The sequence below is a fragment of the Flavobacterium sp. PLA-DH12 genome, assembly GCF_059511845.1.
The window spans coordinates 22,633-35,386 of record NZ_JCAMPD010000001.1; the positions used below are offsets into that span (position 1 = coordinate 22,633).

12 protein-coding genes are annotated in these 12,754 nt (G+C 31.6%); 3 read left to right on the top strand and 9 right to left on the bottom strand.

Annotated features, from left to right (window positions below; translation table 11 throughout):
• The first annotated feature begins 291 nt into the window (after positions 1-291).
• Positions 292-2,067 carry a 30S ribosomal protein S1 gene (gene rpsA / locus AC5ZCW_RS00115; protein ID WP_111376332.1) on the top strand — a complete coding sequence of 592 codons (1,776 nt, stop codon included), beginning with the start codon at positions 292-294 and terminating at the stop codon, positions 2,065-2,067.
• Positions 2,068-2,189: 122 nt separating this feature from the next.
• The gene (locus tag AC5ZCW_RS00120) at positions 2,190-4,640 is read left to right on the top strand and encodes a DUF7619 domain-containing protein (protein WP_496117074.1); all 2,451 of its coding nucleotides are present in this window, start codon (positions 2,190-2,192) and stop codon (positions 4,638-4,640) included.
• A 98-nt stretch (positions 4,641-4,738) separates the two neighbouring features.
• On the opposite strand, the gene AC5ZCW_RS00125 is transcribed toward AC5ZCW_RS00120, so the two are convergent.
• Genes AC5ZCW_RS00125 through AC5ZCW_RS00135 form a run of 3 tightly spaced genes read right to left on the bottom strand, consistent with a single transcriptional unit; the run spans position 4,739 to position 6,343 of the window.
• On the bottom strand, positions 4,739-5,266 hold the full coding sequence (locus AC5ZCW_RS00125) for an ExbD/TolR family protein (RefSeq protein WP_496117076.1): 528 nt from the start codon (positions 5,264-5,266) through the stop codon (positions 4,739-4,741).
• Positions 5,267-5,278: 12 nt separating this feature from the next.
• Complete coding sequence (locus tag AC5ZCW_RS00130; RefSeq protein WP_496117078.1) at positions 5,279-5,806, bottom strand: ExbD/TolR family protein; 528 nt, start codon at positions 5,804-5,806, stop codon at positions 5,279-5,281.
• A 12-nt stretch (positions 5,807-5,818) separates the two neighbouring features.
• Positions 5,819-6,343 (bottom strand): ExbD/TolR family protein, encoded by a 525-nt coding sequence (locus AC5ZCW_RS00135; RefSeq protein ID WP_496117080.1) that lies wholly within the window; start codon positions 6,341-6,343, stop codon positions 5,819-5,821.
• Positions 6,344-6,555: 212 nt separating this feature from the next.
• On the opposite strand from AC5ZCW_RS00135, the gene AC5ZCW_RS00140 reads away from it, so the two are divergent.
• The gene (locus AC5ZCW_RS00140; RefSeq protein ID WP_496117082.1) at positions 6,556-7,110 is read left to right on the top strand and encodes a fasciclin domain-containing protein; all 555 of its coding nucleotides are present in this window, start codon (positions 6,556-6,558) and stop codon (positions 7,108-7,110) included.
• A gap of 92 nt (positions 7,111-7,202) precedes the next feature.
• Here AC5ZCW_RS00140 and AC5ZCW_RS00145 read toward each other — a convergent pair whose 3' ends face one another.
• The 6 genes from AC5ZCW_RS00145 to AC5ZCW_RS00170 all read right to left on the bottom strand — a co-directional run bounded on the left by AC5ZCW_RS00145 (position 7,203) and on the right by AC5ZCW_RS00170 (position 12,741).
• On the bottom strand, positions 7,203-8,048 hold the full coding sequence (locus AC5ZCW_RS00145) for an EamA family transporter (RefSeq protein WP_496117084.1): 846 nt from the start codon (positions 8,046-8,048) through the stop codon (positions 7,203-7,205).
• Between the two features lie 62 nt (positions 8,049-8,110).
• Positions 8,111-8,254, bottom strand: a complete 144-nt coding sequence (locus AC5ZCW_RS00150; RefSeq protein ID WP_111368963.1) for an SsrA-binding protein — start codon at positions 8,252-8,254, stop codon at positions 8,111-8,113.
• Positions 8,255-8,484: 230 nt separating this feature from the next.
• On the bottom strand, positions 8,485-10,356 hold the full coding sequence (locus tag AC5ZCW_RS00155) for a M56 family metallopeptidase (protein ID WP_496117086.1): 1,872 nt from the start codon (positions 10,354-10,356) through the stop codon (positions 8,485-8,487).
• 10 nt (positions 10,357-10,366) lie between these two features.
• Entirely contained in the window at positions 10,367-10,735 is a 369-nt protein-coding gene (locus AC5ZCW_RS00160) for a BlaI/MecI/CopY family transcriptional regulator (protein WP_281632698.1), read from the bottom strand.
• Between the two features lie 28 nt (positions 10,736-10,763).
• Positions 10,764-12,365, bottom strand: a complete 1,602-nt coding sequence (locus AC5ZCW_RS00165) for a M56 family metallopeptidase (RefSeq protein WP_496117088.1) — start codon at positions 12,363-12,365, stop codon at positions 10,764-10,766.
• Between the two features lie 7 nt (positions 12,366-12,372).
• The gene (locus AC5ZCW_RS00170) at positions 12,373-12,741 is read right to left on the bottom strand and encodes a BlaI/MecI/CopY family transcriptional regulator (RefSeq protein ID WP_496117090.1); all 369 of its coding nucleotides are present in this window, start codon (positions 12,739-12,741) and stop codon (positions 12,373-12,375) included.
• Between the last annotated feature and the right edge of the window lie 13 nt (positions 12,742-12,754).

Here is a 12,754-nt window from a genome sequence, read left to right on the forward strand (position 1 = left end):
AGAAGTGGAAATCCTTTTATAGCGGTCCCGATAGCTATCGGGAGGCATAAAAGATTGTAGCGGATAGCGGGACTAAACGTGATGAAAAAGCTAAATTGTTCTGCTTCTTAAACAATTGGCTGATAATCATATCGGTTTTGTTTTGTTAATTCAGAAAAATGTATTAATTTTGCAGTCCTTTTGGCAGAGAAGAGTTTCCATTAGGAATCAACCATTTATGTAAAACAACTTCTGTATTTTCTATCGCATAGAGAAACTCGAGAAAAACAGAATACAAATTTTTTTATCAGCATGTCTGAACAAACAAAATCACAAGAAGAGTTTTTAGCAAATTTTAACTGGCACAACTTCCAAGAAGGAATCGATGCAGTAGATGAAAAAAACTTACAAGAGTTTGAAGAACTAGTATCAAAAACTTTCATCGCTACAGATCAAGAAGAAGTAGTTGAAGGAGTTGTAGTTAGAATTACAGATAGAGACGTTATCGTTGATATCAATGCTAAATCTGAAGGTGTTATTTCTTTAAACGAATTTCGTTACAACCCAAACTTAAAAGTAGGTGACAAAGTAGAAGTATTAATCGACATCCGTGAGGATAAAACAGGTCAATTAGTATTATCTCACAGAAAAGCACGTACTATCAAATCTTGGGATAGAGTTATTGCAGCTAATGAAACTGGAGAAATCGTTAACGGTTTTGTTAAATGTAGAACTAAAGGAGGTATGATTGTTGACGTATTCGGTATCGAAGCGTTCTTACCTGGATCTCAAATTGACGTTAAGCCAATTAGAGACTATGATGTATATGTAAACAAAATGATGGAATTCAAAGTGGTAAAAATCAACCACGAATTCAAAAATGTTGTTGTATCTCATAAAGCACTTATCGAGGCTGATATTGAAGTACAGAAAAAAGAAATCATCGGTCAATTACAAAAAGGACAAGTATTAGAAGGTGTTGTTAAAAACATTACTTCTTATGGTGTGTTCATTGACTTAGGTGGTGTTGACGGATTAATTCACATTACTGACCTTTCTTGGAGCAGAATCAACCACCCAAGTGAAGTTCTTGAATTAGACCAAAAATTAAACGTTGTAATCCTTGATTTCGATGATGAGAAAACAAGAATTCAATTAGGATTGAAACAATTAAACGCTCACCCATGGGATGCTTTAGATGCTAACTTAACTGTTGGTGATAAAGTTAAAGGTAAAGTAGTTGTAATCGCTGATTACGGTGCTTTCATCGAAGTTGCTGAAGGTGTTGAAGGTTTAATCCACGTTTCTGAAATGTCATGGTCAACTCACTTACGTTCTGCTCAGGACTTCGTGAAAGTTGGAGATGTTGTTGAAGCAGTTATCTTAACTCTTGACAGAGAAGATCGTAAGATGTCATTAGGTATCAAACAATTGACTCAAGATCCATGGACTGACATTACTTCTAAATACCCAGTAGGTTCTAAACATACAGGTATCGTTAGAAACTTCACAAACTTTGGTATTTTCGTAGAATTAGAAGAAGGAATTGATGGATTAATCTACATTTCTGATCTTTCTTGGACTAAGAAAATTAAACACCCATCTGAGTTTGTAAATGTTGGAGAAAAACTTGATGTTGTAGTATTAGAATTAGATGTTGAAGGACGTAAATTATCTTTAGGTCACAAACAAACTACTGCTAATCCTTGGGATCAATACGAAGATTCTTTCGCTGTAGGAACTATCCACAACGGTGAGATTTCTGAAATCGTTGACAAAGGAGCTACTGTAGAATTCGGAGATGATATCGTTGCTTTCATTCCTACTCGTCACCTTGAAAAAGAAGACGGAAAGAAATTGAAAAAAGGTGATACTGCTGATTTCAAAGTAATCGAGTTCAACAAAGAATTCAAAAGAGTAGTTGCTTCTCACACTGCTATCTTCCGTGAAGAAGAAGAGAAAAACGTGAAAGCTGCTGCTGAAACTACTACATCTGCATCTACAAACGCACCAGCTGCGACTTTAGGTGACAACAATGATGTATTAGCTGCTTTAAAAGCTAAAATGGAAAAAACTGAGAAAAAATAATTCTTAGTTTCCTCTAAATAGAAAGTCCCACAGTAATGTGGGACTTTTTTTGTATAAAAGTTTTTGATTTACGACATCTTAGTAAAAAAAATTGTGTTATTCCTTCAAAAAGTTATTTTTGTATGAAAATATCACATATGAAGAAACTTTACTTTTTGCTTATAGCTTTATGCTTTTTTAATCATTTACAATCTCAAATAATTAATTTTCCTGATCCTAAATTTAAATCGTGGTTATTACTTACAAGTTATGGAGCTACTATAGCAAGTGATGATAATGGTAATTATATTAAAATTGATGCGAATAATGATGGAGAAATTGAAATGAGTGAAATTTCAAATATTACTTCTTTGTATTTAGCATCTACTGATTTTTTATCTATTGAAGGTATTTCAAATTTCAAATCATTGAAAAATTTGACAATAAAAGAAAGTAAAATGACCAGTATAAATCTAAGAGATCTTCCAAATCTTATTAAATTTACCTGCGACAAGAACAAAGAACTACTTTCACTGGAAATACATGGATTATCTAATCTTGAAAATTTAGCTTTCACAAATAATCTGAACCTTTCATCCTTTAATTATAGTGGATTATCTAAACTAAAAGAAATAAATGGTGCATATAATAAATTTACTTCATATGATTTTACAAATTTAACAGAACTTGAAAGAATTATTTGTACTAATAATGAATTAAAATCACTTAAAGTTTCTAATTTATCAAAATTAAAACATCTATATTTTGATGATAATCAGATAGAAAATATAGATCTTTCTGGACTTAAAAATCTTGAAATTCTTACTTTTGACAGAAATTTGATCAGAACGCTTAATCTACAAGATTTATCAAATCTGGACGGACTTTTCTGTCTCGAGAATAAAATTGAAAGCTTAGACTTAAGCAAACTAAAAAAGTTGTCTACTTTAAATTGTAGAAATAATCAGTTGCTTACATTAGATATTTCTTCAAATACTAAACTTAATATAGTTGATTGTACATATAACAAGTTGACTTCATTGTTTTTCAAGAATGGACTGGAAATGGGCTGGAATGTTAATTTAGATCACAATCCAAACTTAAAATACGTTTGTATTGAAGAAGGAAAGAGAAATTTTGATGTTTTTACGGGTAACGCTATAGATCGCGCAGTAGATATTGGAGATAAAAGTAAGATTGTAATCAATTCTTATTGTTCATTTTCGCGTGGTGGTGATAATTATGAAATGAAAGGTAATGCAAAATTTGATAGTGATAACAATGGATGCGATTTGTCTGATTTTGATTATCCTAACTTTCAGTTAAAAGTTGTATCTACAAAAAATGTTACAGAAAAATTCATTTCAAATCTTTTTGGAAATTATTCTATTTCTCTATCTCCAGGTGATTATTCTGTAGTCCCTGTAATTGAAAATCCAAGTTACTTTTTAGTTTCTCCTAGCCAGTTTAATGTTAGTTTTCCTAATCAAACAACTCCATTTATACAAAACTTTTGCCTTACACCTGTGGGTAATCATTCTGACTTAGAAATTACATTGTTGCCAATTTCAAATGCTGTACCTGGTTTTGACTCCACTTATAAAATTGTATTTAAAAATAAAGGTAATAAAGTAAAATCAGGATCTGTTAGTTTTAATTTTAATAGTAAAATCTTAAATTATGTATTTTCTAATACAACTACAAGTAATCAGAATGGTGATCAGATTACTTGGAATTTTATTAATTTAAGGCCTTTTGAAAGCAAAGAAATTACTTTAACGCTAAAATTAAACAAACCAACAGAAATCCCAGCCGTTAATAATGGAGATGTTTTAAAATTTACGGCCATAATTTCATCACCAGATATAGATGAAACGCCTTTTGATAATACTTTTACGTTAAATCAGACTGTGGTTGGTTCTTATGATCCAAACGATAAAACTTGTTTAGAAGGCTCTGTAATTACATCAAGTTTAATAGGCGAGTATATTCATTATATGATTCGTTTTGAAAATACAGGTACGTATTCAGCACAAAACATCGTAGTGAAGGATATGATTGATTTGAGCAAATTTGATATTTCTACTTTAATTCCAACAAGCTCAAGTCATCCTTTTGTTGCTAAAATTTCAGAAGGAAATAAAGTGGAGTTTGTATTTGAAAATATTAATCTTCCTTTTGATGATGCTAATAACGATGGATATATCTCTTTTAAAATAAAAACAAAGCCGACATTGAAAGTTGGAGATTCGTTTATTAATGATGCGAATATTTATTTCGATTATAATTTTCCAATTTTAACCAACAAAGCAACTTCTACATTTAAAAATACTTTGACGACCCAAGATTTTGATTTTTCTAAATACTTTGTTTTGTATCCAAATCCGAGTAATCAGATTTTAAATATTTCAAAAACTGAAAATATAGATATACAGTCATTTGAAATTTATGATGTTTTAGGACAACTAGTAATTGCAATTCCAAACGCAAAAACAATTTCTAATATTGATATTTCAAAGCTTAGAGTTGGTAATTACTTTATAAGAGTAAAATCAGATAAAGGAAGCTCAAGTATGAAGTTTATTAAGAATTAAAAAAAGTCCCATATTTCTGTGGGACTTTTTTTTGTTTCAAGTTGTTTTTCGGTTGTCAATTCAAATAGAGTCGCGAACCTTTTTGAAAATGATTTCTTTTATTTTGATGCTAATAATTTAGCTTCTTCTGGTGTAAAGTCATTTACAATTACATATGCACTTATATCTGCAATTGCCATTTCATCTAAAATGTCAACTAAATTCTTAAAATTGCTTTTTTGGCTAGGTTTAATAATAACTACCATTCCTTGTCCTGGTCTTCCTAATTGAGCAGAATAATTAAGCATTTTTTTATTTTGTTTTAATAGCTCTTGTCTTATTCCGCTCTTTCCATATCCAAATTTTTTTGGAGCAATTTTAGGGACTTCTAGCAATCCCATATAAGATACTAATTTATCATCATCCCCTAGTAAAATTGTATAGGATCGGTTTTCTCCGCAGCCACCTGTCCACACACATGTATATGCATCATAATCTGGTAGACTTAAATACATAGCTTTGTTTTTTCGCAACTCTATTGTGACCATAAAAAATATAATCAGTAAAAAAGAGACGCTAACCATTGCAGTTAAATCAACTCTTGAACTTAACTTTCTGCTTCTGACTTTTTGAGGTAGGTTTTTCATAAGACTTAGTTATTAATTTGAGGCTAGTAATTTTGATTCTTCTGGCGTAAACTGAGGGACAATTGCATAAGAAGTTATATTAGCCATTTTTATCTCATCTAATATATCTACAAGATTTCCATAATTAGATTTTTCTGTTGGTTTTATAATGACTGTAACTCCTCTTCCTGGTTTGCCAAGTCTTGCTGAATATTCTAAAACCATTTTATTTTTCTCAATTAGTTCTTTTCGTATTCCATTTTTCTCATAGTTAACTTCTTTTGGGGCTTGTATAGGAAATGCTAGTGATCCATGGTAAGTTATTATTTTGTCGTTTTTATCAAGCAATAAAGTTAAAACAATATTTTCGTCAGATTTATTACATTCAGGCTCAGGACCGCAACCTCCTCTTCCAGAATATAGTTCCATAAGTTTTGGCTTAGATAATTCCCCAACAACCATAAAAAATATAATCAGCAAAAAAGAAACGCTGACCATTGCCGTTAAATCAACTCTTGAATTTAACTTTCTGCTTCTGACTTTTTTAGGTAGGTTTTTCATAAGACTTAGTTATTAATTTGAAGCTAATAATTTTGATTCTGCTGCACTAAATTCATCAACTATTGAATACGTTTCAATATTAGCAACTTTCATTAGATCGAGTATATTTACTAAATTACCATAGTTTGATTTTTTACTCGGCTTTATTATTACAATTACTCCATTCATTGGTTTTCCTACTGAAACCATATAAATATGAACTTCTTTCTTTTTACGAAACAGTTCTTGGTGGATTTCATTTTTTCCAGATTTAAATTCCTTTGGCGCCTCCATTGGAAATTCTAACATTCCAGAATAAGTTATTATTTTATCGTTTTTGTCTAATAATATGGTATAGACCCGATCAGCTTTGATGCATGCATGGCTCCATCTACATGTATCTTTTTCAGGCAAAGCGAGATCCATTCCTTTAGATTTTGATAATTCACCAACAAGCATAAAAAATATAATCAGCAAAAAAGAGACACTAACCATTGCTGTTAAATCTACCCTTGAATTTAGCTTTTTACTTCGAACTTTTTTTGGAAGATTATTCATGATGATGTTGTTTTGATTTTAAATTTAATAATAAAATCTAAATAATATTAGTGTATTCTTGTAATTTTCTGAAAAAATCTTGATCTGTAAAGGCTTGTTTTCAGGAATGTTTTAGAGGTAATTTACCATTTTTCGGTTAAAAGTGTTTTTTCAAAGAAAACCAAAACAACTTTATCCCCGTAAATGACCTTATAACTTAAAAATCATTTAACATGAAAACTAGAAAATTTTTAGCTCTTGCAGTTTTAGCTTTAGGATTTGCATTTACATCAAATGCGCAAAAATCGGTGATGGTTGGTGGTGCGGCGATGTATCCAAATAAAAACATAATTGAAAATGCCGTTAATTCAAAAGATCACACGACTTTGGTTGCTGCAGTAAAAGCGGCCGATTTAGTTACGACTTTAGAAGGAAAAGGTCCTTTTACCGTTTTTGCTCCAACAAATCAAGCTTTTAATAAATTGCCAAAAGGAACCGTTGAAACACTACTTAAACCAGAGAATAAAAAAATGCTTCAAAACATCTTGACTTATCATGTTGTTTCTGGAAAGTGGAATGCTTCAGATATTGCAAAAGCAATAAAAGAAGGTAAAGGAAAAGCAACTATCAAAGCAGTAAATGGAGGAACATTCACAGCTTGGATGAAAGGAAAAGACTTATATATTACTGACGAGAATGGTAATAAAGCAAAAGTTACCATTGCAGATGTGAATCAGTCAAATGGTGTTATTCATGTTGTAGATGCTGTTTTGCTTCCTAAAAAATAAATAAGTCCAAATCTCAAAAACTAAAATTCCAAATCCCAATGTAAAACGTGGAATTTGGAATTTGGAATTTTAGTTTTGAGATTTTTTTTAAACTATTTTTTTGCGGTTAAAGTGCTTCCTGCAGAAGCGATAACAACACAGACTACAGCTAGAATTTCGTAGAAATTTAAACTCTCTTTAAGAAAAATAAAAGCGCAGATAGAAGCTGCCGCTGGTTCTAAGCTCATTAAAATACTAAAAGTTCGAGGTGGAAGTTTACCCAATGCTTTCATTTCTAAAGTAAACGGAATTGCACTTGATAAAAGGGCAAGAGCAATGCCCATTCCGAAAAGTTTTGGTGTTAGATTATTTAATCCGTTTTCTAGTAAACCAAAAGGCAAAACTAAAAGTGCGGCAAACAACATTCCTATAGTTACAGCGTCTCCATCATTCATAATTTTAGAGACTTTGCCTCCTAAAACAATATACGCACTCCAGAAAGCTCCTGCTAAAAGAGCACATAAAATTCCAATAGGATCTAAACGGTTATTTGTCCATGGAGCAATTAACAAAATACCGATTGCAGCAAGTAATACCCAGCAATAATCAACCAAACGTTTAGAACCTGCTATCGCAAGTATTAATGGCCCAACAAATTCTAGGGTTACTGCTAATCCAATTGGAATTCTTTCTATGGCCAAATAATAGATCAAATTCATAGCTCCTAATGATAAACCATAAGGAATTACAAGTTTCCATTGTTTTGCTGTTATAGTTCTTAAATTAGTTCGATAAGCAAATAATAAAATTATTGCCGAAATGCCAATACGCATGGATGCTGTGCCTGCTGCTCCGATTGTTGGGAAAAGTGTCTTTGCAATCGCGGCTCCGAATTGTACACTGATAATTGCTAATAATACTGCTGGAACAGGAGATAAGCTTATGTCTCTGTTTTTCATAAAAAGTATGGCAGAATCCTAAAAAGATATGCCTCTGCCGGATAAATAAAATGTATTCTAAATTAATTGCCTAAAGCTTTTTTTGTAACATAGGCTCGATAACCAATAATTGCCATTTGCCATTTCTTAGCTTTCGAAATATCTAGACCTTGTTTGGTAAAGCTTGGCAAAAGTAGTTTATTTAGTTTGGCTAATAATTTATACATAGTGGATTTGTTTCTGCAAAGATACAAAAAAGACCTTGTTGCTGAAACAAAGTCTTTTGGGAGTAAAATATAAAGTATTTAAATTTTGAGAATCAGGTTTTCGTTAGCATCTGTTTCCTTGGTACATAGCTTTTTTGGGAGCTTCTATCCATCTTGCTTTATTGATGACAAATTTAAAAAGAAAAACCAGTGTTTGAGCACTGGTTTTTTTATGTTTTAAAATGATACGGTTATGCTTTTTTATTTTGTTTTTCCATTTCTTTCATATCTTTTTCATGCTGTTTCATGTCTTTCTCGTGTTGTTTCATGTCTTTTGCATGTTGTTTCATGTCCTTCGCATGTTGTTGCATATCAAGCTCATACTGTTTCATGTCTTGTTCGTATTGCTTCATATTACTTTCGTAGTCCTTAGAATCATCTCCAAAGCTAAATTTAAAATCATAGTTGAATTTTTCCATTTTAGCATTGAATTTTTCCATTGCAATCTCATACTTCGCCATTTCTTTCTCATAAATAGCTTCACGCTTAGACATAATTTCGCTAACAGCATCTCCGTAAGCAGTCATAGCATCAATGTTTGGCTGAAATTTTTCCATTTTCTTTTCAAATTCCTCCATTTCTTTTTCAAACTTCTGCATTGCTACTTTATCCTTTGGATTTTTTGGAGCAGCAGGAGGCTTAGGCATTTTTGACATATCTACTGTCGGTGCTACTGGCAGTGGTCCAGTAGGAAATACTGGTGGTGTTGGAGGTACTGGAGCAACAACATCAGATTCTCCGTGATTTCTAACAATAACCCTTTCGTTTCTAATTATTAATGGTGCTTTAAAATTTCTGTCACTATTAATGTTGATAGATTTTGCTCCATTTTCATCGGTTCCAATGGCTAATTCACAATCTTTGATAGCTTCGTCTCCGTCGATTTTTATAGTCTGTTTTTTGCCAGAGTCTGATTTTACATTGATCTGAATCGCGGTTAATTCTTCTTTGGTATTTCTTTTTACATCAGAAATTACAACATCAAGATTATGGTTGGTTTTTAATTTCCCAGGAAGTTCGTTTAGTTCCTTGTCAGTAGTGTTTTTTGTTATTTTGATGGTTTCCTCAGAATCTTTGATGGTATCTCTTTGCGTAACTGCAGCTTCATTTTGTTTTTTTTCTTGCGCAATAGTCCTTATTTGGAATAAAAGAACAAATGCACCAAGAGCAGGAATTACTGCCGAATATTTCCAGTAATTTCTTTTGTTTGATTGATTTTTGTTTAACATGACAATTCGTTTTTTGATTAATGATTGATAAAAATGATTGGTGATTGCAACGCAAGTTTCATGCGTTGTGATTTTTAAAAGTGTGTACTGATAGGCTTTCTTGTCTGCAATTTTCTTAGAAGCCTCACTGTCGGCGATAAATTCGAGGTTTTGCAAAATAGCTTTTTTATAAAGCCACACAATTGGGTTAAACCAAAATAGGATACAAAAGATTCTCGAAATCAAAACATCGACAGTGTGCTTTTGATTACTATGCACTTTTTCATGTTCTAAAATATTCTCTAATTCTGCTGCTGTATATAGTGATGAGTTATATACAATGTAGTCAAAGTAGGAGAAAGGAGCAATGTTTTCTTTGATGTCAATAAATTTGAAATCATCTTGCTGTTCAATTTTCTTTCCTTTTAAAACAGTATTTAAGCTGTAAAAATCAAGAGCAAATTTGATCATAAAAGCCAGAAAGCCAATTCCGTAAACAGCAGTTAAAACCAAACTCCAATTAATTTCAAAATTTTCTTTCTCAACAACGGCTAGGGTTGTCGGTCTATATTGAGGCTTATAAGCAACTATATCATGATTTGAAGTCGGAATGCTTTCTATAACATTTGCCGTAGTTGTAATTACCGGAGCAGGAGAGGGCACAGGAGGTGCTTCAATCCATATTACTTTAGTATAAACTACAAAAGGCAGTATAACAGAAGTAATTAATCCGGCAATTAAAAACCATCGGCTGCTGTTGAAAAAAGTCTCTTTACGAAGTAAAAAAATGTAAGCAAAATAAAACATTGCTAATAACCCGCTTGATTTTAAGATAAAAATGAAAAGTGCTTCCATAGTATTCTGATTATTTACCTTCTTTTGGATTTTCGATCATATCTAAGATTTCGCGTAGTTCATCCGCTGAAATTTTCTCTTCTTTAGCAAAAAAAGAAACCATGCTTTTGTATGAACTATTAAAATAATTATCTATTGCAGTACTCATGAAGCCATTTCGATAATCTTCAATGCTTACCGCTGGATAATATTGATGTGTATTTCCAAAAGCATTGTGCGCAACATAACCTTTCTCTTCCAGATTACGAACAATGGTAGACAAAGTGTTGTAATGCGGCTGATCTTCTAAAATCTCTGCTTGAATTTCTTTTACAAAAGCCTTTTTCAGCTTCCATAAAATATGCATGATTTCTTCTTCTTTATTGGTTAGTTTTTGCATTTCTTTTCTGTTTAAAATTAGAAATGTATTATTTCTTGGTTACAATTTCGATTACTCCATTTGAAGCTTTCTCGCCATATTGGCCAGTTGCGTTCACTCCAGTTAATACATTTACAGATGCAATATCCGTTGGTTTAATACTATTATAATCAAAACCAGAAGGCATTTCTTCACCGTCTACAATTACGAGAGGGCTAGATGCTTTAGCATTCGTTTTCGTGCCATTTGAAACAGCAACCGTTGTACCTCCAGTTGTAATAACTTTAGTGTTATTGTCTTTATTTATAACTACAGTAGTGCTAATATTTGCATTAGTATCACTGTCAGTTTTTGTACTAGTAATAGAATTAGTGTTAACATTGGTTTCTGTATTAGTAATTGTATTTTTAACTTCTGAATTGTTTGGCTTTTCATTTAAAGCAACTTTTTGACTTACAGCGCTTTTTTCATCATCGGTTTTTATGCCAGCTCTAATAGCGCCATTTTTCCCTGTAACAACAATTATCCCGAAATCTTTAATGGCTACTTTTCCACCTGTTTGAATAGATTGAGATTTTTGGTTTTGATAGCTTACTTCAACTTTAAGAGACGTTAATTGATTTTCTGAGTTTCTTTTGATTCTTGAAGCTTCAAATTCGACGTTATGCAATGATTTTAATTTCTCTTTGATTCTTTTTAATTCCAAATCTGTGGTATTCTTTTGTATTTTGTAAATATCAACAGATTCAATTTCGTTTGAGACTGCTTTTACAGTCTGATGTCTTTCTTTTGCAACTACTTCAACTTGAAATAATAATACAAATGCAGCAAGAGCTGGGATTACAACATAATACTTCCAAGAATTTCTCTTTTTTGATTGGTTTTTGTTTAACATGACGATTCGTTTTTTGATTAATGATTGATAAAAATGATTAGTGATTGCAACACAATTTTCGTGTGTTGTTATTTTTAAAAGCGTGTATTGATAGGCTTTTTTGTCTTGCAGTTTCTTAGCGGCTTCATTATCGGCAATAAATTCTAAATTTTGCATTATTGCTTTTTTGTAAAACCAGATAATCGGATTGAACCAGAAAATAATACTGAATGCTCGTGAAACCAATACATCTATGGTATGATTCTGATCACTATGTACTTTTTCGTGTTCAATAATGTTTTCTAATTCTGAAGGCGTATACAGTGATGAATTGTAAACGATATATTCAAAATAGGAGAAAGGCGCGATATTCTCGTTTGTATCTATGAATTTAAAATCGGCTTGCTGTTGGATCTTTTTTCCTTTAATTACTGTATTTAGACTATAAAAATCGATTGCTAATTTTATAAGGAAAATTAAAAAACCAATAGAATAAAGACCTAAAATCAGATATGTCCAGTTAAAGTCTGCTGATTCTTCTTGTGAAATGTTTTGTATATTGTTTTGAAAATTAATATTGATATCGGGAGCAGCTTCAATCCATACTTCTTTTGTATAAGTCAAGAAAGGCAAAATTGCCGACACGATTAATCCAGACAAAAGAAACCATCTGTTACTGTTAAAGAATGTTTCTTTGCGCAATAAGAAAAAGTAAGCGCAATAGAACAAAAGCATTAAACTGCTTGATTTGATGATATAGATAAAAAGTGCTTCCATAACCCGATTATTTATTTTCTTCTTTATTTTCGATCATTGATAAAATTTCACGCAATTCATCTGCTGAAATTTTTTCTTCTTTAGCAAAAAAGGAAACCATACTCTTATATGAACTATTAAAGTAATTATCGATTGCGGTTTTCATAAATCCTTTTCTGTAATCTTCAATTGGTACAATCGGAAAGTATTGATGTGTATTTCCAAAAGCATTGTGTCCAACGTATCCTTTTTCTTCCAAATTACGCACTATAGTCGATAAGGTGTTGTAATGTGGCTGATCTTCTGTGATTTCAGCTTGAATTTCTTTCACGAAAGCTTTCTTTAGCTTCCATAAAATCATCATAATTTCTTCTTCTTTGTTTGTTAACTTCTGCATCTTCTCTAATTTT

Excerpts from the sequence above, each read along its gene's own strand:
- AC5ZCW_RS00145 (WP_496117084.1), bottom strand. The coding sequence starts at position 8,048 with ATGAAAAACAGAGACATAAGCTTATCTCCTGTTCCAGCAGTATTATTA.
- rpsA (WP_111376332.1), top strand. The coding sequence starts at position 292 with ATGTCTGAACAAACAAAATCACAAGAAGAGTTTTTAGCAAATTTTAAC.
- AC5ZCW_RS00125 (WP_496117076.1), bottom strand. The coding sequence starts at position 5,266 with ATGAAAAACCTACCTCAAAAAGTCAGAAGCAGAAAGTTAAGTTCAAGA.
- AC5ZCW_RS00150 (WP_111368963.1), bottom strand. The coding sequence starts at position 8,254 with ATGTATAAATTATTAGCCAAACTAAATAAACTACTTTTGCCAAGCTTT.
- AC5ZCW_RS00135 (WP_496117080.1), bottom strand. The coding sequence starts at position 6,343 with ATGAATAATCTTCCAAAAAAAGTTCGAAGTAAAAAGCTAAATTCAAGG.
- AC5ZCW_RS00120 (WP_496117074.1), top strand. The coding sequence starts at position 2,190 with ATGAAAATATCACATATGAAGAAACTTTACTTTTTGCTTATAGCTTTA.
- AC5ZCW_RS00160 (WP_281632698.1), bottom strand. The coding sequence starts at position 10,735 with ATGCAAAAACTAACCAATAAAGAAGAAGAAATCATGCATATTTTATGG.
- AC5ZCW_RS00165 (WP_496117088.1), bottom strand. The coding sequence starts at position 12,365 with ATGGAAGCACTTTTTATCTATATCATCAAATCAAGCAGTTTAATGCTT.
- AC5ZCW_RS00140 (WP_496117082.1), top strand. The coding sequence starts at position 6,556 with ATGAAAACTAGAAAATTTTTAGCTCTTGCAGTTTTAGCTTTAGGATTT.
- AC5ZCW_RS00130 (WP_496117078.1), bottom strand. The coding sequence starts at position 5,806 with ATGAAAAACCTACCTAAAAAAGTCAGAAGCAGAAAGTTAAATTCAAGA.
- AC5ZCW_RS00155 (WP_496117086.1), bottom strand. The coding sequence starts at position 10,356 with ATGGAAGCACTTTTCATTTTTATCTTAAAATCAAGCGGGTTATTAGCA.
- AC5ZCW_RS00170 (WP_496117090.1), bottom strand. The coding sequence starts at position 12,741 with ATGCAGAAGTTAACAAACAAAGAAGAAGAAATTATGATGATTTTATGG.